The organism is Vibrio zhanjiangensis, from assembly GCF_030161235.1.
Classification (GTDB): domain Bacteria; phylum Pseudomonadota; class Gammaproteobacteria; order Enterobacterales; family Vibrionaceae; genus Vibrio; species Vibrio zhanjiangensis.
The window spans coordinates 15916-38110 of record NZ_BSPW01000079.1; the positions used below are offsets into that span (position 1 = coordinate 15916).

Annotated in this window: 22 protein-coding genes; 8 read left to right on the forward strand and 14 right to left on the reverse strand. The window is 42.1% G+C overall.

Annotated features, from left to right (window positions below; genetic code table 11):
- Positions 1–33: 33 nt before the first annotated feature.
- Positions 34–930, reverse strand: a complete 897-nt coding sequence (locus QQK21_RS17390; protein ID WP_284193456.1) for a LysR family transcriptional regulator — start codon at positions 928–930, stop codon at positions 34–36.
- Between the two features lie 210 nt (positions 931–1140).
- On the opposite strand from QQK21_RS17390, the gene QQK21_RS17395 reads away from it, so the two are divergent.
- Positions 1141–1617: an Lrp/AsnC family transcriptional regulator gene (locus QQK21_RS17395; protein WP_284193457.1), complete on the forward strand. Its 477-nt coding sequence runs from the start codon at positions 1141–1143 to the stop codon at positions 1615–1617.
- 37 nt (positions 1618–1654) lie between these two features.
- Here the strand turns inward: QQK21_RS17395 and QQK21_RS17400 are convergent, their stop codons facing one another.
- Positions 1655–2359, reverse strand: a complete 705-nt coding sequence (locus tag QQK21_RS17400) for a DUF445 domain-containing protein (RefSeq protein WP_284193458.1) — start codon at positions 2357–2359, stop codon at positions 1655–1657.
- A 274-nt stretch (positions 2360–2633) separates the two neighbouring features.
- On the opposite strand from QQK21_RS17400, the gene QQK21_RS17405 reads away from it, so the two are divergent.
- Entirely contained in the window at positions 2634–3479 is an 846-nt protein-coding gene (locus tag QQK21_RS17405) for an MBL fold metallo-hydrolase (protein ID WP_284193459.1), read from the forward strand.
- Between the two features lie 284 nt (positions 3480–3763).
- On the opposite strand, the gene QQK21_RS17410 is transcribed toward QQK21_RS17405, so the two are convergent.
- The 4 genes from QQK21_RS17410 to QQK21_RS17425 form a co-directional block, all read right to left on the reverse strand.
- Complete coding sequence (locus tag QQK21_RS17410) at positions 3764–4522, reverse strand: hypothetical protein (protein WP_284193460.1); 759 nt, start codon at positions 4520–4522, stop codon at positions 3764–3766.
- Positions 4523–4687: 165 nt separating this feature from the next.
- Complete coding sequence (locus QQK21_RS17415; RefSeq protein ID WP_284193461.1) at positions 4688–5818, reverse strand: glycerate kinase; 1131 nt, start codon at positions 5816–5818, stop codon at positions 4688–4690.
- Positions 5819–5866: 48 nt separating this feature from the next.
- Positions 5867–7132 carry a GntP family permease gene (locus QQK21_RS17420; protein WP_284193462.1) on the reverse strand — a complete coding sequence of 422 codons (1266 nt, stop codon included), beginning with the start codon at positions 7130–7132 and terminating at the stop codon, positions 5867–5869.
- A 137-nt stretch (positions 7133–7269) separates the two neighbouring features.
- Positions 7270–8409, reverse strand: coding sequence for a sugar diacid recognition domain-containing protein (locus tag QQK21_RS17425; protein WP_284193463.1), 1140 nt, complete (start codon positions 8407–8409; stop codon positions 7270–7272).
- 258 nt (positions 8410–8667) lie between these two features.
- Between QQK21_RS17425 and QQK21_RS17430 the strand changes: the two genes are divergently transcribed.
- Positions 8668–9063 (forward strand): ACT domain-containing protein, encoded by a 396-nt coding sequence (locus tag QQK21_RS17430; protein ID WP_284193464.1) that lies wholly within the window; start codon positions 8668–8670, stop codon positions 9061–9063.
- 93 nt (positions 9064–9156) lie between these two features.
- On the opposite strand, the gene QQK21_RS17435 is transcribed toward QQK21_RS17430, so the two are convergent.
- The gene (locus QQK21_RS17435) at positions 9157–9882 is read right to left on the reverse strand and encodes a substrate-binding periplasmic protein (protein ID WP_284193465.1); all 726 of its coding nucleotides are present in this window, start codon (positions 9880–9882) and stop codon (positions 9157–9159) included.
- A gap of 418 nt (positions 9883–10300) precedes the next feature.
- On the opposite strand from QQK21_RS17435, the gene QQK21_RS17440 reads away from it, so the two are divergent.
- Positions 10301–10591 carry a hypothetical protein gene (locus QQK21_RS17440; protein ID WP_284193466.1) on the forward strand — a complete coding sequence of 97 codons (291 nt, stop codon included), beginning with the start codon at positions 10301–10303 and terminating at the stop codon, positions 10589–10591.
- A 58-nt stretch (positions 10592–10649) separates the two neighbouring features.
- Here QQK21_RS17440 and QQK21_RS17445 read toward each other — a convergent pair whose 3' ends face one another.
- The 4 genes from QQK21_RS17445 to pdxR form a co-directional block, all read right to left on the reverse strand.
- On the reverse strand, positions 10650–10964 hold the full coding sequence (locus QQK21_RS17445) for a heavy metal-binding domain-containing protein (protein ID WP_284193467.1): 315 nt from the start codon (positions 10962–10964) through the stop codon (positions 10650–10652).
- A gap of 120 nt (positions 10965–11084) precedes the next feature.
- Positions 11085–11765 carry a class I SAM-dependent methyltransferase gene (locus QQK21_RS17450; RefSeq protein WP_284193468.1) on the reverse strand — a complete coding sequence of 227 codons (681 nt, stop codon included), beginning with the start codon at positions 11763–11765 and terminating at the stop codon, positions 11085–11087.
- A gap of 423 nt (positions 11766–12188) precedes the next feature.
- Complete coding sequence (locus QQK21_RS17455) at positions 12189–13085, reverse strand: DUF535 family protein (protein WP_348541509.1); 897 nt, start codon at positions 13083–13085, stop codon at positions 12189–12191.
- A 281-nt stretch (positions 13086–13366) separates the two neighbouring features.
- Positions 13367–14839 carry a MocR-like pyridoxine biosynthesis transcription factor PdxR gene (gene pdxR, locus QQK21_RS17460; protein ID WP_284193469.1) on the reverse strand — a complete coding sequence of 491 codons (1473 nt, stop codon included), beginning with the start codon at positions 14837–14839 and terminating at the stop codon, positions 13367–13369.
- Positions 14840–14954: 115 nt separating this feature from the next.
- On the opposite strand from pdxR, the gene QQK21_RS17465 reads away from it, so the two are divergent.
- Positions 14955–15731: an aldolase gene (locus tag QQK21_RS17465; RefSeq protein ID WP_284193470.1), complete on the forward strand. Its 777-nt coding sequence runs from the start codon at positions 14955–14957 to the stop codon at positions 15729–15731.
- Positions 15732–15741: 10 nt separating this feature from the next.
- A complete protein-coding gene (locus QQK21_RS17470; protein WP_284193471.1) occupies positions 15742–16632 on the forward strand; it encodes a dihydrodipicolinate synthase family protein in 891 nt (296 codons plus the stop codon).
- Positions 16633–16715: 83 nt separating this feature from the next.
- On the opposite strand, the gene QQK21_RS17475 is transcribed toward QQK21_RS17470, so the two are convergent.
- The 3 genes from QQK21_RS17475 to QQK21_RS17485 form a co-directional block, all read right to left on the reverse strand.
- Positions 16716–17186 (reverse strand): RES family NAD+ phosphorylase, encoded by a 471-nt coding sequence (locus tag QQK21_RS17475; protein ID WP_284193472.1) that lies wholly within the window; start codon positions 17184–17186, stop codon positions 16716–16718.
- The gene (locus tag QQK21_RS17480; RefSeq protein WP_284193473.1) at positions 17186–17638 is read right to left on the reverse strand and encodes an Xre family toxin-antitoxin system antitoxin; all 453 of its coding nucleotides are present in this window, start codon (positions 17636–17638) and stop codon (positions 17186–17188) included. The genes QQK21_RS17475 and QQK21_RS17480 overlap by 1 nt, the downstream gene beginning before the upstream one ends.
- 78 nt (positions 17639–17716) lie before the next feature.
- A complete protein-coding gene (locus QQK21_RS17485; RefSeq protein ID WP_284193474.1) occupies positions 17717–18103 on the reverse strand; it encodes a tautomerase family protein in 387 nt (128 codons plus the stop codon).
- Between the two features lie 266 nt (positions 18104–18369).
- Between QQK21_RS17485 and QQK21_RS17490 the strand changes: the two genes are divergently transcribed.
- Together QQK21_RS17490 and QQK21_RS17495 are read left to right on the forward strand one after the other, a co-directional pair.
- Positions 18370–19545, forward strand: a complete 1176-nt coding sequence (locus QQK21_RS17490) for a MerR family transcriptional regulator (RefSeq protein WP_284193475.1) — start codon at positions 18370–18372, stop codon at positions 19543–19545.
- Between the two features lie 287 nt (positions 19546–19832).
- A complete protein-coding gene (locus QQK21_RS17495) occupies positions 19833–21197 on the forward strand; it encodes a hypothetical protein (protein WP_284193476.1) in 1365 nt (454 codons plus the stop codon).
- Positions 21198–22195: the final 998 nt, after the last annotated feature.

The window sequence follows — 22195 nt, forward strand, 5'->3', positions numbered from 1 at the left end:
CTAACTGCCGACAACAAAGCTGGCTTTGTCATGTTACTTACTGGTATTTAATGTTTTCTCTATAACTGATATCACTTGGTGATAGCGTTTGCCAAGCGAAGTATTGAGTTTGCTAACCAGATAAACGGGCTCCAAAACGTGTTTTTCTATTTCGAGTACTTTGAGCTTATGCCTGCCGTAGAATAGGTCTACGCACCAGCTCGGTACGACAGTAAAGCCAATTCCTCTTGTGATAGGCTCTAAAATCTGGTGTATTTGATTGATATAGCTTTGGGTTTTTATGTCTTCGAGATTGAGTTGATTGAGCTGGGTATGCTCGCACTGTGCAATATAGGTTTGGAAATAATGCGCGAGATCAGGGTGTCGAATAACACCCAAACCCTTGAGCAGAGAGTCTAGAGATGAATCTATCTTTGCACATGCGGGCACGACTAAAGCGAGATGCTCTGCGCCGATCTTTTGGCTAGAAAAATACTTAGGCTCAGGCTTTTTTGTCACTAAGCCAATGTCGATAGTGCCTTGCTTTACTTGCTCAAAAATGCGCTCGTTTGGCGTGGCTTCTAGTTCAATCGATAAATCGGGATAGCGCGCTTGCAAGTCCAGTAAAGGAGAATAGAGCAGCCAAGCCAAAGTGCCTGAGCAACCTATACTGCACCGTCCTTTAAAAGCTTCATCATGACCCAAATTTTGTAAAAGTTTCGCTTCATTGGCGAAGTAATCCAGTGCGTAATGGTAAACTTTTTGTCCGTACAGAGTTAGCTCAAACTGCTTGTTAAAGCGCTTTATTAGCGGATATCCGCAGGCGTTTTCTAGTTTGTTGATATGCTGAGTGACACCGGGCTGAGTCATATGAAGCGTTTCAGCCGTTCTGGTAAAGTGACCTACTTCAATCAGGGTTTTAAAGGTGTTTAGCCAAACGGGATTAAGCATAGATAGAAACCAAAAATTATCAAAAATTCTACTTCTAATAATTAGTTATTATGGCATGTCGAGTACGCTAAGCATATAGATTTAAGTAGGAGTGGAGGGGCTTAAGAGATAATTTAGTGTTACGCGTAACACTAATCACCAATTTTCATAGGCTGACTATAGTTGGATGGATTATTATCCTTGCCACAATCTTTTACCTAAAGGCAGTAAATGAGCTTAGATAGAATCGATCGAGAGATCTTGCGTATCTTAAACCTCAAGGGACGTCTTCCTGTTGTGGAGCTGGCTAAGTCAGTCAATTTGACGACTTCCCCTTGCTCAGACCGGGTAAAACGCCTTGAGAAAGAGGGCTATATAAAAGGCTATCACGCAGAGCTGAATCCAGAGAAACTTGGATTAGATGTTCAGGTGTTTATTCATATTCGCCTAGATCAGACGAGCTTTTCGATTTTTGATAAGTTTGCTAAAGCGGTTGAAGATATACCAGAAATAGAAGAATGTTACTCTCTGTCTGGTGATTTCGACACCATGATTAAAGTTCGTGTCAAAGATATGAAAGCGTATCAGAATTTTATGTCGAGTAAGCTTGGCTCTCTACCAGGCGTGATTCAAACCCGCAGTGAAGTAGTGATTGAAGAGCATAAAACCAGCTTTGGCATCAACGCCGACTTGATCATGACGTTGTAAAATAGGGAAGTCTTGCTTCCCTTTTGAATGCATCATATTAGGCAATAAACGAAGACGCGATGCCAATCAGGCCGCCAAACACACCGCCCCACACCACAAGCCATCCAAGATGTTGCTTAATCATTTTCTGCACGATTTCTTTGACCAATTTTGGTGTGAGTTCATTAAGTCTTTGATCAATGATATTTTCAATGTTAGCTTGAATTTCTTCCATCATTGCAGGCGATTCTAACTGATCTTTGAGCGCTTCTTTTACGGCGTCACTTTGGCTGATCTCAACCACAGCTTGCTGCATTTTTTCGACAAATGGTGCTTTTAGTGGCTGAAGTGCTTCAGTGCCGCCAAACATAGCCAAGGCACCGCCAAACGAAGAGTTGGCAATCACGCTAACTAAAGAATCAAAGGTTGGGTTAAAGTCGACTTTTTCCAGAATCGGCTCAAGCTTTAGGCTTTTACCTCCTGACATTTCTTTATTCAGAAAACGGTCGATGTTTTGCTCGGTAAAAAACTGCTCCATCATGAGATGTTTGATTGCGGCTTTAAATTCCTCGAATCTTGCTGGAATAACGCCTGAGCCATAAAGGCCTGGGACTTTTTCAAACAACATGTGGATGGCTAGCCAGTTGGTAATAGCGCCGGAGAAAGCGAATAGCCCTGCATAGTAAGCAATCGAATTGTCTGTTTGGTAGCCGCCCGCTAACAAAGCCAGTGCGATTAGATTAGTCAGTAAGCTTTTGTTCATCTTCTATAAAACAATGATTGAATGTCGATGTTGCGAGTATATACCAAGTCGCTGCTCAGATTGAATATGGGTATGGTGTAAAGTTTTACATCTTTTATCAAAGGATGCACGTCTTCTCAACGGCTATGGTTTTTGTTTCAAATATCAGAATAGCTCTACGTTGTAAAAGTCCCTGTTAAGGTCTTCAAGATAAGTGTGTTAGTGTTTACCAACACAAAAGTGAATAGATGATTATTCGGCACCAGAACAGTAATTGGAGTAATAAACAGCAAATATGAAAATCACCACCCTTGTCGATAATTCGCGTTTGGACAGCAGGAAAGATCTGGCTGTTGAACGAGGTTTATCGCTTCATATCGAAACGGCCAATACTCAACTCTTATTTGATGCGGGCAATGGCCGAACATTTTGTGACAATGCTCTTTTACTGGATATTCATATCGCCGAGGTAGACTTGGCGGTGTTATCTCATCGACATCATGACCACTGCAACGGTATTGCTCACTTTGTGAATGTCAATCACAAAGCCAAAGTCTATATGAGAGAGTGCGAGGATAAAGACTACTACTTTCAGGCATATGGCTTTAAGACTAATGTCGGCCTGAATAAAACGATATTGGAGCGCAATGCCCATAGGATGGAGTTGATTAAAAATACCACTGAGATTGCTCCCAATGTTCATCTTATTACGCACATTGAGAGAAAATATCCCCAACCTGCCGGAAATCAGTATCTTTATACGCATTCAAAGCAAGGTATTGAGCGCGATACCTTTGATCACGAACTGATCCTTGTGATTGAGGAAGTGAATGGATTGGTTGTGTTCACAGGGTGCGCCCATAGTGGTGTGCTGAATATGATTGAAACAGTCGTGAATTTATTTCCGAAGCAGAAAATTAAAGCGGTTGTAGGTGGCTTTCACCTCGTAGGCTTACCAGTATTCAATAGTATTGGGGGCACTAAACATGATATTGAGGCAGTAGCAAGAGCTCTAGCTGAATACCCTATCGATCGGTTTTATACAGGCCACTGCACTGGTATGAAAGCGTATACCATTTTGAAAGGTGTTTTAGGTGATCGTTTAGAGCATATTCCAACCGGTCGCTGTGTGAATATTTAGCGAGTAGTTCATTATTTAAATGGGCTACACCCAGAAGCCCCCTCAGCTCTGCGTGACTGAGTAATAGTGTCTTTAAGATTCAAAGGCATTAGCTCAATGGTATAGTTAGAAGCTCGGCACGAGCATTTAAGCGTTTTGGTTATAAAACGATAACAAGTATTTATATTAAAGGCTCGGCCTATTTGGTCTTTAATATCGACTAGAGTGAGAGGTCGAAAAATCCAAATCTCTATTTGACCGAAAATAATTTTGCACAGGGTTTTCGGCCAAATAGATTTTTTATTTTAATCATTAAAGATCATGTCCAGCTCTTTGAGAAAATGTTGAGCATCATCAGTGCTTTGTATCTCAGTTTTCTCGAAAAGTTGCAGTGCATTGTCTAGATTGCTTTTTAGTTTTGTTTTATCGAGGATTTTGTCGGCTCCCCAAGATTCTGGCAGGCCTGCCTGAGCTTTATACGCCATTATTCGCGAGTTGAATGTATTTGTTTCAGAATTAATAACACCACTAATTCCTTGTTTTGCTGAAGCTAAAAGTAGGTCCATTCTATTGGTCGTACTTTTGGAAAGCTTACATTGCATTGCCTCTACTACCCATGCTTTTAGCTCTGTTCTATATAACGCCTTAATGCTAGACAGTTCAGCCCCTTTACCTAGGTTGTTTGTGAGTCCGGAATCAAACTGGTGTAACTCTATGTGATCTCGAGCATGTGACATCTCATGGGCGAGAGTAGATATTTGTTGTGCTACATAGGCACCATTGTTTTTTTCTGAATGTGGTAATGCGGAAATACCAATAGAACTTACTTCGGGGTTATACGCCCCTGACTTTTCGGAATTTGAGAATAGTATAACGCTTGATGCTACCATGTCAGAAGACAGCGTCTGCAGCAAACTAGTGTCGATGCCAAGCTCAGGTGTTTTAGTGAGGTACTCTAATGTATTAGGTACACTAAGTTTGTTAGGAAATTCGTATGTGTTTGAATTTGATGAGCTTGAGAGAGAGTTAGAGTGCTGAGGATGGTATTGTATTGCTTCCACCATATTTGGCTCCTGAGTAATATATTGTCATTGTCTCAACCAATCTCTCACTGAATCTCAACGAGTCATATCAGGTGAACACCTGAATATAGAATAAGCAATATCGAAATAGCCAAGTCAATATATTCAGATGTTTTCACTGGCTTTTTTACACTGTAAACTCAAGCATTACTTAATAGTGAGCACTTTGGCGATATTTCGCGCTGTTATTTCAATGTTTGATTTTGCATCTTTTAAAGCCGTTGAAAGGTCAGTGGCACCAAGCACGACACTATAGACCGCATCGATCCCATGCTCATAAACCACATGGCAATCTTTGGACACGCTACCGGCAATACCAATGACGGGTAGGTGATATTTTTTCGCAACACGGGCCACGCCAATGGGTGTTTTGCCATGAATGGTTTGACTGTCTATACGGCCTTCTCCTGTAATCACGAGATCGGCATCTCTAATCTCTTGTTCGAGATTGACAAAATCCATCACTATATTGATACCCGCGCGCAACTTAGCATTCAATAGACCAATTAGCGCTGCACCCAAGCCACCTGCTGCGCCAGCTCCGGCTTGGTTGATAACGTTTTTTCCGGTGGTTTGACGGATAACTTCCGCGTAGTGAGCAAGGTTGGTATCAAGTTGCTCTACCATTTCTGGTGTGGCGCCTTTTTGTGGGCCAAAGACATGGGATGCGCCTTTGGGACCGCACAACGGATTGTCGACGTCACAGGCCACTTCAAGTTTGACATCAGCCAAACGCTTGTCCATGCCAGATAAATCGATACGTGCTAGCTGAGATAGAGCACCGCCTCCAGATCCTAACTCTGCGCCTGATTTATCGTAGAAATGAGCGCCGAGTGCCTGTGCCATTCCTATGCCACCATCATTGGTGGCACTGCCACCAATGCCGAGAATGATGTGTTTGACACCTGAATTTAATGCTTGCTTAATCAGCTCACCAGTACCAAATGTAGTGGTCAGCAAAGGATTACGTTTGTTCGGCTCCACGAGATGAAGACCCGATGCCGCTGCCATTTCAATCACAGCGGTAAAACCATCACCTAATAAGCCATAGAAGCCTTCAACAGTTTCACCCAATGGCCCTGTAACCTTTGCAGTGACTATATGTCCGTTAGTTGCATCTACTAGTGATTGCACTGTACCTTCACCACCATCTGCCATGGGTAGTTTAATATACTCTGCATTGGGCATTACCTCCTTAAAGCCATGTTCTATCGCCGTTGCGACCTCCATAGCCGTCAAGCTTTCTTTATAAGAGTCAGGAGCAATGACAATTTTCATCTTTTATCCTCAAACCATGGTTAACAAGTATTTAAGTAATATCGGGTTTTAAGCAAACCAGCCAAACACACCAAATATCATCGTCGAGACAAAAGCGATCATGAGACCGACGGCTGACTCGTAAGGAATGAGCTTTAGACGCTCTTTAATATCCATATGAAGGGCTCCACCGGTGGCATGGAAAAAGCTACCGTGTGGCATATGATCAAGCACAGTGGCTCCTGAGTGAATCATAGCGGCGCCAGCAAGAGCAGGAACGCCTAAGTGCAAGATGGTTTCGCTAAATACACTTGAGGCTACAGCGGTACCTGCGGTGGTGGAGGCGGTTGCTAATGACATCATTGCGCCTGAAATAGGGGCGAGCAGGAATGAAGGCAATCCTGATGCGGTAAGCAGATCAATTAAGCCATCTTTAAGCCCAGAGTGCGCGATGACGCCAGCTAGCGTACCAGTGCCGAGCAGCATGACCGCAACGGGCGCCATGCGGCTTAGCCCTGAAACCGCAAAATGGTTGGTATCGGTAAAACGTCCCATCACAAGCGCACCGATAAGGCCGCCTAAAGGAAGCGCAATTAAAGGATCGACGTTAATATCGGCGATTGGTCGTAGTGATAAAAGTGCGATAGCCACCAGAGGTGCGACAATAGCGGCTTGAAAAGAAGGTATGCGAGAATGTTCCACATCGACCACCTCAGTGGCTTCGACTTTGGAGCCCTTATTGACTAATTTTTTGGCAATTAAGTACGCCAGAACAAGGCCGCAAAGCCCGGGAATAATACCGGCAACCATCACAGAGGTTAGTGGTACATTAAAAGCATCTGCTGCGGCAATGGCATTCGGGTTCGGAGACATGACGTTACCTGCTTTTCCGCCACCGACCATGGCGAGCAAAATAGCCGTTTTTGAAATATCAGTACGGCGAGCAATCGCAAGAGCAATAGGTGAAACCGTGATCACGGCGACATCGACAAACACACCCACAGCGGTAAGGATCATAGTCGCAATCGCCAATGCGAGTAGCGCTCTTGTTTCACCGACCTTTTTGACAATGGTTTCTGCGATTGAGGTAGCAGCACCCGATTCGATAAGTACGCCAGCGAGCACGCCCGCTGCGAGTATGCGTAGTACTGCGGTGACAATGCCTTGTGCGCCGCCAATCATTAGGCCGACAGTGTCTGTCAGAGAAACGCCGCCGACAACGCCACCAATCAGGGCACCAATGATCATGCCGTAGGCTGGTGGTACTTTTTTGAGTATTAGAGTAATGGCGACAACCAAAGCAGTTAAAGCGCCAAGAGTAGTGACTTCTATCATATTATTTTTTCGTCCGATTATTGACTGAACTGACAGCAGACTAAAAGCAGAGCTTGGTAAAATCTTTATGCAAATTGACAGATTTTTGCTTTATGAAGATATATATTTTGTATAACTGCACAAATTATGAGAAGGGCTCACATACATTTCAACGCCAAATACAGCTGAACTTTGTCATCTATCTTATTGATTTCTAAGCTTGTAAACTGCTCTATTTTTTCCAATCGGTAGCGTAGAGTGTTACGGTGGATATGTAGCTCTGCACAAGTTTGAGCAAGGTCGCAATTTTGAGCAAAAAATACGCTTAAAGTTTTTATCAGTACGCCTTTGCTATCCTTCTCAAGCAAAGTTTTAATTGGTTGGTTGACTTGTTCTTTGCGCCATTGGTCATGCATCAGGCTATCTATTAATACGGATAACTTGTGATCTTGATAAAAGAGAATAGCCTGTTTGGTATGGCTACAAGCTAATGTGGCTTTGGCGGTTTCATAGGAGCGAGATAAGCCAGATAAGCCGGGAAAATAATCCCCAATGGCAATTTGAATCGAAAAGTCGGCTTCTTGGCCAATACGTTTGAGTAGGCGTTTGACTCTTTTAGCTTCTTCGGTTGTGCTCCATTTGTGATTAATTAGGGTGATGGGCTTGAGAACAACCACTTCGTTTTGCGACACTGACACAATACCGACAATGTTATCTCGCTCTGGATATTCCAAAAGGTGAACTAGCTTTTGCAATTGCTCTAATGTGAGCGGTTGCCCTTTTTTTGGTATCACTTTTATTGCGGCCGCGACCCTTGGCTGAGCTAAATCGAGATCTAACCGCTCAGCAATGGATAACAGCTGAGTTTCGTTTAACTTTGAACCTTGAATAAGTTGCAGAAGCAGTTCTTCTCGATGGCGTTTGTTCCATTGAATTTGAGCCATCAAGTCGGCCTGCTCAACGATAAGCTCTGCGGTCATCTTGACCATTTCTCCAAAACGGCGAACTTGGTCAGGTTTACCAGAAATGCCCACAACACCAATAACTTTATCTTGGTGTAGAATGGGTAGGTTGATGCCTTCCTTAACCCCAACCAAAGTCCCTGCTAATTCAGCGCTGATTTCAACGATGCGGTTATCATGAATCGCTAATAAGGCGCCATCGTGAGTTTTATGTAACCGATTTGGGTCACTAGAGCCAATAATTCGCCCATTATCATCCATCACATTGATTGGGTAGCGGATGATTTTAGTTGCTCGTTCAACAATTTGTCTTGCGATTAACGTATTTAACTGCATATTCAGGGCACTTTATAGAGAACTCATCACTAAGGCTAACATAGCATAATTGCGATTAAGGTTAATGGTCTTGCCTGAAAGTTAACCGTCTTAGGGTATAAAATACAAACAATATACAAGTGGGCAATTGATTGAATAGATGTAACTTGGCATTATGACCGACAGCGATTAATACTGTGGTGAAATTTTAGTCGTCACCGCCAACATAGAGTGCTTTAATTGCTCATCGAGCTAGCTATATTACAGGAATGAACAAATATGTCGGGCATAACAGATTTAGAAGAATTATTGCGTTCAATGCAGCCCAAACTCATCAATGCTGAGTTTGTATTTTGTAGTGTTGAAGGTGAGCTTAGAGACTATGTTGAGTTGGCTCCAGTGGCGAGTTTCATTGAAGCTGAAGGGTTAACACTTGTTTTGGAACGGAGTGTGGCACAAAAAGCGGGGTTAGTTTTTGAAGGAGTATATAGTCAGATAACCCTGACAGTGCACTCGAGCTTAGAAGCTGTTGGCCTCACGGCTGCGGTATCGAGCAAGTTAGCGTCTCAAGGTATTAGCGCTAATGTTATTGCTGCCTATTATCATGATCATATTTTCGTTCAAGCAAACAAGGCCGATCAGGCACTATCCGCTTTAAGAGAATTCGGTCAATAGAATGTCGCGCATTTTCAGTTAGTGGTGATTTGCCTCGCTGGTGGTTTTGAACACTTAATTTGCTGCCCAAAACTTTCTAGTGCGGACCTCTGCTTAATTGAGCCCGTATTTTTCTTTTAACTTTTGAACAAGCGAAGCGTTCTTTTGCAAAAAATCGTCAAATTGTTTGATGATATCTGTGTGTGTTATCGAAGATAGAAAATAATCACCGTCGATGTGGGGGATAGCAGGGTCATAAGCAATCATATCTTCATCGATTTCTAATGACTTGATGGTATATTTCATTATTGCGACATTAAAATACATGCCATCGATATCATTTCTATTAACAAAAACTTTTACCAGATTTCTAAGACTATTAAATTCTTTTATTTTAAGTTTTCCTTGATCGACGTCCTCCATTATCGCATGAGGTGTAAACCCCCTGACGATTCCGATCGTTTTGGGTTTAGATTGACCTAACTTATCGGTTAGAACTACGACGCCTTCAGTATAACTAAGTGCTGATTGGCTATAAGATATTTGGGTGTCCTTTTTCACTGTGCTTCCCCAGTTTGGATTATCAGGAAACTTTAAATCTACTTCTTGTTCAATGAATTCGTCGTAAAGGCGGACAATAGGCAGTGCTCGGTAGGTTAGAGTGTGATGATAATCTTTTGCAAATTGATCAAGGAGATCTCGTGCGTAGCCAGTATATTGACCTGATTTTATTGAAGAAATAGGGTAATAATCAATGTTTTCTACACCAATCACCAAGTTTTTCCCTTGGGCTATTTGACTGTATATTAAAACCAATAAGCTGATTGTCAGTGCCTTCATTATGTGACCTTTAGTATCCTTATTGTGGGAAAGTCGTCTCCTCAATCCATAGTTTAGGCAAAAAAATCAGGTTGTCCTGTTGCTGAAATAAAGCATTTACGCGTCTTAAGCTGTTTTTCCAGCATTTATACATTTAGAACAAGACCTTAGCCATCGTTTGAGCCAAGCCCCTCTCACAGAATCGGATAACATGAGACGGTAGTCAGCGAAGGGTTAGAAAGTTAAGAGGATTTAGATGTGGTGTCTTGATTGAGGGACATTCATTGCTAGAGACTGCAATTTTCATACTATCAATGATTGTTCTGGAAATTTTTTATATTAAAACAATTTACAAACTTTCATTTAAAATATAGATTATTTTGGTGTTTTTTAAATTATCGATAAATTAAAAACACTTAAACATAGGATATGTATTTTAATGAAATTTCAGTTTTATTCTAATAAAGAGTTCGGTAAAGAGAATTTTACTTATCTCAATATGGGAGATGAAACTTTTCTCACGGAAAAAGAGCAATTGATAAAGCTTGGTTTTGAAGTCGATGGTGATGTGATTATGGCAGAATCAGTCGAAGAAGCCATTGAAAAATATAAATCTAATTTTATTTATGTCATTGAAGATTATTCTAATTCACATCCTGAAAGTGCTCTGGCTAATTTTTTCATCGAAATGTATAAATCCATTTTTAAAAAAAAGAACAAATCCAACTAATCTGTTGATGTTAGGCCGGAGTAACGACAAGCGTTAAAGGCTTGGGCCTACACTAACATTATTTAAGCTTTACCGCTGTTCCAAATACCATGAGCTCTGATGCTCCGTCAGTAATCGCACTGGTGGTAAACCGAATGCCGACTACAGCGTCTGCATTGAGCTTGGCTGCGTCTTGAACGAGACGCTCAATGGCGATTTCACGAGCTTCGGTTAACATTTCGGTGTAACCCTTAAGCTCACCACCGACGATGCCTTTAAGTCCGGCCATAATGTCTCGTCCAACGTGTTTTGACTGGACAATATTACCATTTACAATGCCTAGCACGGTTTCAATCTCTCTGCCCGGAATCGTTTCTGTGGTTGTGTAGATCATTTGTGTAATCCTAATCTAGCCAATAGGCTATAAATGTAAAGAAATATAACATTTCTATAGTTTGAATGAAATGTATAACTATTTTCCTTGAATCAATCAAGACCAACAAAGTGATAAGGGCTATTCGTTTGCTAGGATCACCAACATCGTTGTGGCTCCTTTTTGAAATTCATAACTGACTTCTTCGAGTCCGACTTTTGTACCTAAGCGTTCGAAGTGGTCGATGATAGAGGCCAGATAGTTTGACTGTGTTCCTTCAAGAGATAGTAGGGGATAGATCCGCACTTCTTTGGATACTCTGACTAATTCAGTGATCGACTGAATATGGTCTTGCAATGAAAAATGCTCTTCATACAAAAACAAAAAATGTGAGCATAGTGCGAGATCAAATTCTTTATCGGCAAAATTAAGCTCGGGTAAAGAACCCTGCACATATCTTTGCTCCGCTTTCCCTTTATCGTAGTCAGCTAAGAAGTGATTCATGGCTGACAATCTGGTTCGTTCTAAATGAAGTGGTGAGCTAAATTTATTCCATAGGTAATCATCTGTATTTTGGATGATTTGCTCCATGACTATTGGACGCACATGCTCTATCCGGTCACTAATTTGCTGCTTAGAAAACTGGTATATCGGATCGATGGATATAATGTCCCCGCCCATCTGAGTAAGCTCAGCGTTGAAGCTTGCAGGACCATCGCTACATCCTAGAATCTTTTTATGTTTATCTTTTTCATTTAGGTTGAACATCAGTTGATATTCTTCAAGAGTTCGTCCCCAAGGGACCACGTTTTCCAACTTCACCTTTTTGTCCTTATATCCCCAAATGATATATGTAGTGGCATTAATAATTGAGTAGTCTTTAGGTGGGGAAATTTTTTTAAAAACTAATTTTAATGGAAAAATAATTTCTCCATACTATTAAAGAACTCGTAATCATTGCAATATGTTTTTGTAATATATAGGTTATTAGTGAATTATTGATGGGGTTGAAAATCACACGGCAGACAGCATAGTTTCTGAGGTCAGCCAAGGTAATATAACAGTATATAAATTTGTTGATGGCTATTTGACCAGAATTAAAAGATAGAAAGATCAGATAAAAAACTTTATGCAATTACTGGCATTAATCCTTATTCAATCTATCGGCCTGTTGCTGATAGCCGCACCTTAGCTAAGCATAGAGCGTAGCATTTTGGCCGGCTTTTGCTCATCGGCTGGTATAGATTACGCAGCAAGTGATGCCCTAATTTTTTCCTCGTAGAGGTCGAGCATTTCGTAGCGCTTGCGATACATTTTTCGCTTTGTCCGGTTTAGGTCGTCTAAATCTCTGCGAATACTCTTTAGTGGCAATTTAAATTGGTATGGGCTTTGTTTGATGCCACTCATTTCGCTACAGAACGCGTCATAGTCAAACATCATTTTTTTGCGTTGTCTTCTACTTCTGTAATCAGACGCATTATAGACATGGCCTTTGTTGGTGACACAATAGGCGTTAGATAGACCAAAGTGGCGAGCAAACATTATGGTCAGCTCAACAATAAGCGCTTTGGGGCGCATTCCGTGTTGAGCTTTTGTTAACGACTTAATAATGTTAGAGCGATCTTCAATGGAGCCTCGTGCACCTTGAATACAGCCGATAAATAAGTCGCCACTGTCAGTTACACAAAATGTGGTGAAATAAATGCTTTGCAGCGCTTTATTGGTGATGGATAAACCCAGAGAGCCCTCACGCCATTCGCCAGAGCAAAGTCGTACATCATACTCTTCGCCATGGTTTCCTTGGATCGAAAAAAGCTTATAACCCTGCTCTGAATAAGCCTGCTTGCTTTTTTCTCCCAGCTGCTTAGACATAAAACTTAGGTGGGCAGAAAGGTTTTGTAAACGAGTTGCCTTATTCCAGTTGAGACACACATAGGGGTGTGTGGGTTGATCGTACATCTTGGGTCTGAGGTCAAAAAGATCTCGAATGTGTTGATCTTCCTGCATAGATTGAATGGCTCTCGCTGTGCTTGGTGCCATCATATAGCGAAGGCAGAATCTGCAGTGGTCCCGATACACAGTGAATTTGTTTTTGGTGCCATTAATTTGTTTTGAAATCTTATATAACGTCTTAAGTTTCACGGTAACCTCAAAGTGAAAACGAAGTTTTCCCGAGGAATATAATGATAAAAATGATGATTGCTGTATGGGTTTGTCAGAGGCTTATGACAAAGTTGTACATGAGGGTGATTTTTATATTAAATGGTTTACTTTTCTAATCAGATCGAAACTATTCAGGGTTATATATCAAACCAACACATGACTGCAAAGTAACCTTGTTCGATATAAGGTCGATATCCTAAAGTTGGAATGTATGTATAAGTCCTTTGGGTGTGTGTCCTGAACTTCTTTTTTCATCGCCTTCACATCAGTTGTGCAGCAAACCGCTCCAGAGCAATGGTAATTTCACCTTCTGTCAGTGCACCAAAGCCAAATCGTACGTGCACTGGCACTATTGTTTCCGTATTGGTAAAAAATTTGCTGCCTGACAACACCGGTAAATTTGATAAAAGATCCTCTGGCTTATTATCACCAAAGGGTGTCAGTAGTCGTGAAATATCAATCCAAAGTGCCAACCCACCTTGTGGTAGGCGAAACGACACTTTATCGCTGAAAATACGCTGCAACTCACTTGCGGCATGATCTCGACGAGCTTGGTATATTTTACGAACTTTGCGAATGTGCTTTTTGACATCGCCTGATTGCATCAGGTCCGCGACAGCCAGTTCGGTCACCGTGTTGCCTTGTCTATCAATCAGGGTAATTTCCTCCGCAACACGATTTATGAATGCTGGCTTGGAGACCATGTATCCGAGCCTTAGCCCAGAGGCAAACACTTTAGATAAAGACCCAATATGAATCACGTTCTCACTATTTGGAAGAGTAGCGAGCGGCGGAATGGGGCGACTATCATAGTGAAACTCGTGATCATAATCGTCTTCCAGTACAGCAAATCCATGCAATTGGGATAGCTGCAAGAGTTTAAGGCGCCTATCCATGGATAAACTGACGGTTGTTGGGTATTGGTGATGTGGCGTTGTATAAACCCCCGCGACTTGATGACATGATAAAATCTTTTCCAAGTCTTCAATATCCAGACCTTGCTCATCTTGCCGACAGCGAATGACGTTAAATCCGTTTGATTCAAACGCAGCTACTGCGGGTGAGTAAGAAAGACATTCAACCACCATGACACCTTTTGTAGGGTCCATCACCTTTGACGAGAGATAAATTGCCATTTGGCTGCCACGGACAACGCAAATCTGGTCTGTGGTGACATTCATAAACCTATCCATATTGAGCATACGCTGGAGTGACTGGCGCAAAGCGTCGGTACCCTTTGGATCACCATAGCCCAAATAAGGTTGTCTGCTCGTTTGTACTATCGCTCGGCGAAAAGCACGTGACAGTAGTTCAAATGGAATCAGCCTCGTATCAGGAACCCCATCATTAATGGAACTGGACTCTAACGCATTATGGGATGAAAGCAGTTTTGCTTCGAACGAGTCTCCCGCGGGAAAGGCTCCTTGTGCAAGACTCACTAACTCTAAGTTTTCGCACGATAAAGACAGTTCAGGCAAGGTGTCTGCCACATAGGTGCCACGACGTGGTTTGGAAATCAGCCAACCTTGGGACTCAAGCTCCTCATAGACCTGTTGAACCGTTTTACGGTTAATCCCTAGTTGTAACGCCAATGTTCTTGACCCAGGCATCATGTGGCCAGGCGTCAAACGCCCCGAACAAATGTCTTCTGCGATCTGATTACTCAGCGTTGTATAAATGGACTCACCACTTTTGCGTGAAAGCCAAATCTTAGTCTGCCAAGGACGCAACAAATACACCTCCATCTGGACCAGTACGAAAAGAGAATCTGGCTGTTAATGAGGGTCCAGAGAGCCAATATTATGAGAGTGAAATTTAGGAGACGCAATAGCCTTGTGAGGTAAGATAATGAAAACTGACACATTCAGTAAACAGACCCTAATGGAAATGGCCAAGAACAGCATGAAGGCCACCATCCCTGATCTCAATTTAACCGATCGACAGAAGCTTGCATTAACCTGCCGAATTTTATTCACCAAGGGACATGATTCAGGGCTAGCGGGACAAATCACCTGTCGCTCAGACAAACCAGACACCTTCATTACCCAAAGGTTTGGCTTGGGATTTGATGAAATTACCGCCGAGAATCTTCTTGAAGTAGACCAAGATCTGGAACCACTAGACCAGCAAGGAATGGCCAATCCCGCCAATCGCTTTCATACATGGGTATATAAAGAACACCCTGAAGTGAATTGCATCATTCACACCCACCCGACCTATGTCGCCGCACTCTCAATGCTCAGAGTACCGTTAACCATATCTCATATGGACACGTGCGGTCTCTACAATGACTGTGCTTTCCTTGGTGATTGGCCGGGTGTCCCTGTAGGTAATGAAGAAGGTGTGCTTATTTCGAATGCTTTGGGAAACAACCGAGCCATTTTACTCGCTCATCATGGCCAGCTGGTGACAGGAAAAACCATTGAAGAAGCCTGCAACCTTGCCATTTTGATTGAGAGAGCAGCAAAACTGCAATTGCTCGCAATGGCAGCTGGACAAATCCAACAAATTCCACCAGCACTCGCCAATGAAGCTCATGATTGGGTATCCACAGACAAACGAAACAAAGTGAACTTTGCTTACTACGCAAGGCAAGTACTGAAAACACATCCCGACTGTATATAAGGACAATAACGTGGAACTATCTGGTATTATTTCTTATCCAATTACCCCATTCAGTGCAGATGAACGCAGCATCAATTTTGATGTACTTGGTGAAACGCTGGAGCTTCTTCTTCAAAATGGCAGCGACGCTATTGCGCCATTGGGTAGCACAGGGGAAAGTGCCTATCTAAGCTTGGAAGAATGGCGTCAAGTTGCTGACTTTACGGTTAAAACTGTCGCAGGTCGAGTGCCTGTAATAGTGGGTATTTCTGAGTTAACAACCCTACAAGCGATCAGCAAAGCAAGATACGCACAATCGATCGGCGCCGATGCTGTGATGATCATACCCGTTTCATATTGGAAGCTGACCGAACAAGAAATTTTTAATTATTACAGAGAAATATCTGAAGCCATCAGCCTTCCTATCATGATATATAATAATCCAGCAACCAGCGGCATTGATATGTCCCCCGAATTGCTGGTTCAGATGTTTAATGAAATCGACAACGTTACCATGGTGAAAGAGAGCAGTGGAGACATTCAGCGAATGCACAAGTTGTATGCCCTGAGTTCTGGCAAACTGCCTTTCTTTAATGGCAGTAACCCTCTGGCCCTTGAAGCCCTTTGTGCGGGCGCATCAGGCTGGTGTACTTCAGCGCCCAACCTGATTGGGCAACAACCCAAAGCACTTTACCAAAGTGTTGTTGCAGGTAAACTTGATGAGGCAAGAGAGATATTTTATCAGCAGCTCCCTATGTTGAATTTTATTGTTTCTGGTGGCATACCCAAAGCCATAAAAGCAGGGTTGGTACTAAAAGGCATTTCTGCGGGTTTACCTCGCCGCCCTTTAAGAGGGGCTACGATCGCAGAAATCACTCTGTTGCAATCTCTAATGGATAGTCACACTGAGGTTGTTAAATAGGCTTTGTGTGAAATAATGCAATTGGAAGATATGGTGAGCTCACCATATCTTCTTTTTTATCTTTTTTGGTCTACGGATTGTCGCTATTTAAATATGCGAGGATCAAATTCGAAGTCGAGTTTTTCATGTTGGTTGAAAATGTCTTTCATCGCTGGATGATTTGGGTTGACGATGTAGTTGTGGTCTCTCGGCGAGATTGTTGAAGGGACTTGCAGCGCAGCATAGAGCGGCTTGGCCTGATTTAAAAACTGATCACCAATTTCTTGGGTAGCTTCGCTTGCGGGAATATGTCGCCATGTTTTGGGTAAATCTTCCATATCAAGCTTAGCCACCAGTTTATTGGGGATTTCTATACGATAAAGGTCGTATTGATCAACAATGTTGGGATCGTTGTTGACATGGACAAACACTTCAAGTGAACACAGAGACTCTGACTCAGAGAAGTAGAGTGCTTCAGTACCCTTAGAGTTCCATCTTCCACCGTAGAGTTTTGCGCCCTCGGGGCTAAATGGGGTATCAGCAAACTTTTTTTGCGTTAAGCGGTAAAGCTGCACTACGAGAACACCCCATGCTCAACTCTGCCGATAAGATCTTTGACAATCTCATAATCAACCGTGGTTGACACCATATCGAGCGGTCTTTTTCCACCTAAGCCATACACGCTTTCACGAACCCATTCCAAAGCTCTTTGCTCACTGTTGAATAAATCGGTGGCTAACTTAATCAGCATGGCTAATCGATAGATGGCGTCACTTTCCTGAGGATTGAAGCGCTCCTCTTTTTTAAGACGGCGCTTTATCGTGCTTACAGGAATATGAGTAACATTGTAAAACTCGTTTTGAGATAACTGGGTTTTTTCTAGAACTTTGTAATAGACCTCAGGTTTAAAGCCTTGGTGAACCGCATCCGTTCTGGCGGTTTTTGCGTCCTCAATACCTAGGCTAACCCAGAAATTCGCTTTTTTGCTTGGTTTGGGTTTAAAGCTTTTTAGTTGAGACGTAGCCATCGTCAGCCTCCAAAGTTAAGCTCATATAGTCTTACTATACTGGACCAAATGAGCTTGATTTGCAATCAATGGACAGGATTAAGTATTGACCTTATAGGTGAGGTCTTGTACTTCGTCGCCTGTCATGCCGCGAAACCCCCAGCAATGAGGTGGTTGCTCTTTGATTATAATTTCAATATCAATAGGGTTTATGCCTACTTGGGATTCAATATTGGCAAACAGTGCTTTAATCAGTGCTTTCTTGGTGGCGACTTTACGTCCTTCCATCATGTTAATTTCAATCAGAGTGTACGCTTCTGTTCGACCTTCCGGATAGTAAAAATCTGATTTATCGAGTGGCACAATTCTATGAGAACGCTTACCTTCAGGTAAATTTAACACCTGAGTCATTGATTGCTGGATGACATCTGATAACTGAGCTTTTATTGGGTTTAATTGCTCTTTAATTCCATATATTACGACCACTTTATCTCCTAAAATTCGCGATTCTAATTTTTCGATTAGCCACTGTTTTCATAATGTGCATTAGTTTGCATTTGAATTCAATTGATAGTCCAGTAATTATTTTTGAGTCATAGCCTGGCGGTTGAAAGGAGAGGGTTGTTAAATGTATTTGTGTAGTTGAATGCTATCTTAACCAACATTAAAAATTCCGCCAATCTACTTGACCTGTCTACCGCTTTACACTTCATACTCTCTCTTAGATTAAACACAATTGGGTTGTATTTAACATGTATCTAATATCAGAACTGGCAGCAAAGCTGGGGGTATCTCGCACTACTTTGCTTTATTACGAAAGACTGGGGTTAGTGACGGGGCAGCGCCTTGATAATGGATACCGTTATTACAGTGAAGGCGACCTTCAGCGATTGATTCTTATTCAGCAACTGCAAAGTGCAGGCCTTTCACTCAAAGAGTGTCAAGAATGTTTGCAAGCGAAGTTGGATAAAAGCTTGTTGGAGAGCCGATTAAATCAACTCAACGAGGAGATTGAGAAAAAGCAGCATGCTCGTGAATTACTGATGGCATTGCTTGGAAAAGGTTCACAAAGAGAGTTACATCAATCTCTCGGTAAAAATGCGCCTAACGCTTATCTCAATTGGTTACATGCACAGGGCTACAGTGAGAAAGAAGCCCTCAGATTAAAATGGTTATCAAAAGATATGAACCAACACGATATTTATATGCAAGACTTTATGACGGTGTTTGAAACATTAGAACGATGGGGACCAGGTAGTACACAGGATTCTTTAAAAGCTCTGAATTTGATATCGCCAGAGTCAATATCCCAAGTGCTTGAAATAGGCTTTGGTAAAGGGCTATCGACCATACTTCTTGCCGAGAATAGTAGAGCGCATATTACGGCCGTCGATAACGAACCTATGGCCATTGAACATCTTCATCAAAGAATACAAAGTTTAAATCTTGCGGAACGGATCTCTCCAGTTTGTGCCTCAATGACGGAGTTGCCATTTAAGGAGAAAAGCTTTGATGCTATTTGGGCCGAAAGCTGCGTATACATTATGGGAATGGAAAACGCCCTAAAGCAGTGGAAACCGCTACTAAAAGATCAAGGTATGCTGATGGTGAGTGATTTGGTGTGGCTGACAGATACTCCAGATGATGACGCCATGAAATTTTGGCTGGCAGATTATCCGGATATTAGCTCGATACCTGAGCGGCTCAAGCTTTTTAAGCAGCAGGGTTATGAGGTAGTAGAGCACTTTTCACTAGATGTTGCAGCATGGAAAAACTACTGGCAGCCTCTGGAGCAAAGAATTGAAGCGTTGAAACCTAGTATGCCCAATTCTCAAGCCATCGCAGATATCGAGAAAGAGATTTCAATATATGAAAAAAGCGCTGCTAAAGACTTTACCTATCAATACTTTGTATTGAGAGTAGACTAAGGTGTCGGTTAACTATATAAGCGCTTTTCACGAGTCGTAAGGTGAGTGTTATTGTGATTTTTTGCGGTAGTTGCCATTGATAATAGAAAGTCAAAAAGTAGTCTTAAATACATTTGTGGTCAGAGCAGATTTAATAAGAGTGATATTAATTTAAATATTGAGTGCATTGAGGCAAGTGATAACCTGAATACTCGCTTAAATATCAGCCAGTTCAGAAAAATAGTTTTCTGAGGGCTTTAAATAATCTGGTTTGACTTCAACAGTTACTTCAAATGGGAGAATGAGTTGTGCATGAAATTAAATCTAGTCATGGTGTTACTAATTCTTCCGTTGCATCTACAAATGCCCCATCAGATGCTCAATATGGTGAAGTGACAGGAGTAACAACGAGCAACTCTCGTATGTCTTCTTTACCGCCTCAACAAGAGATTCGCGTTTCATCTACTGGACCGGAGAGTATTCCCAAGGTGTTGGGCAGCGGTCCACTAAAAGCGAGTGAGGACAACAGGGTTGATGCACTGGCTGCTCGCAATGGTTATCATAGAATGATGTTTCAGTACCATGGGTGTGAGCAGTCAGAAGTACAGAATACTCAGCCAAAAACAGATCAAAATAGCATGAATTCTACCGCGATCCTGAATACAGGAGTAACTCTAGGATCTCAGGATGAAAGGCAGCGCCAACCTATGCTCGACATACTCTCTCAGGCTACGGGTGTGGATATTGGGAAAAATAAGAGCAAACCTATCCCCCAGACAATTCATCGCTTTTGGTCGGGTGGGGCAATGAGTCAGGAAGCTATGCATGTCCTACTCGAGTCTACCGAAAAATCTAAGGGTAGCGAATTTAAACACAGCATTTGGCATTCTTCTTCGCTAGAAAAAGAGCTCATGCAGCGTGGGGTTCTACCAGAGGAAGAGTTTGATAAACGAGATACACAGAGGGAGATATTACTCGCAAATGGGTATGAAATTTGTGATATCGATACGTTGTTTAAGCCAGATCCAAAACAAAGTGTTTTCGATCGTCTAATAAATAGACCTCTTCCTAATCCCGAACCGGGGGTTTTGTCTAAATCTGAGCTGAATAATATGGTTAGAAAAGCATGTGACCATTTGCAAAAAGGTGGGAGTGATAAGTGGGACGGTATTAAGCATTTTTCTGATATTTCTCGTTTGATTTACTTGAAAGAAAAAGGTGGTCATCATTTTGATGTGGACTTTGGGCTAGGTAATATGAGCTTCGAGCAAAGTTATTACCACAATGATGAGGACGGCACTGTCCCATTGTTGGGAGCCATCACCGCTGTGAGTAGAGATCCCATCAATGAACACCTGCAAGTCGTTCATCCTAGCAACAAACAGAATCTAACAGATCAAAGCTACCTTAGCTCTGTGTCTATGGTGGCAAGACGGGCGGTCGAAATGTCCGTTATGCTCAATGGCATTATTGCTACAAGTGCACAGAACCCCAATTTTATCAAGGGAATCGAGCTACTTCGACCTGATATTGCAAGTAAAAACGGGGAACTTCCAACTGGTATGATGGCGAATCGAGTGTTGATTGGAGAAAATGCTAAAGGCTCTGCGTACACTGTCCCTCCCTATTTGATTGATATAGAACACATTACTGCAGAATCAGATTCGCGATAACCCAATTCTACTAAGGTAGCTGGTATCTGAAACCCAATGGAGGTGGATTTCTAAAATAATTCACTAAGGCTTAGTATGAACTAGGCTAGATTGTAATTAGACTTGATCTGAAAAGTGACTCATTCTAAATGGGTGTTCGAGGTGCGTCAGGTTAGTCTTAGCTTAAATCTATCCCACACCAAACTATCTAGCTTATACCACACATAACCTGCCAGCTTTATTTGCTGGCAGGGACAAACGGTTTGTCGTGTTACAAGCAGCAATAGAAGCCACTAAAACAGCAACCTAAATCAGGAATATAGGAAGGCAATGAGCCGTCTGCAGATGAATAAGAACTCAAAAGTAAGGCGGCTGCGAATGTGATTCGTTTTAGTGTCATGATTAAATCTATCTTGTTGTTAACATTGATAGAATGAGAAATAACACAAACTAGAATTGTTAAATATCAGTGATAGAATAATTTTGAACGAGTCTCTCCTCAAATTGTCATATTTATCATTACAATTGGCAATTTGTTGCTGATTTTAGAAAGCGATTGGTAAGGCTTAACCAAAGCCCCCAATATAAGTTTGCTCGTTTTCTAGAACAAGCTTACCCACATGGGGGCGTTTGTTTGGCCCATTAAGCGGTATGTTTTTGTTCTGCCTCTTCACCGATAAATCCACCGGTTTGATGCGCCCAAAGCTGGGCGTAAATGCCTTCATTTTGGATTAGATCACTGTGTGTCCTGAATTTTAACCCGTATTTTTTTCACGCTGATTGCTATTGTTGTTTACCCGACCACCGTTTCATCAGACTGCAGTACACAAGGTCAGATAGCCGCTTTTGCCTTGCCCATATCATGTCTGAAATGGTGTAGTCTGCAGCCAGTGAGGTTGTGTAGAGAAGTTAAAACAATTCTGTCCAGAGAAGTGGTAGTAAGGCTACTGTTAGCGCTGTGATCACCAAGCGATTCTGTCGTACCTTAATTACCAAGCGACTTTGTCATTACGTTAACT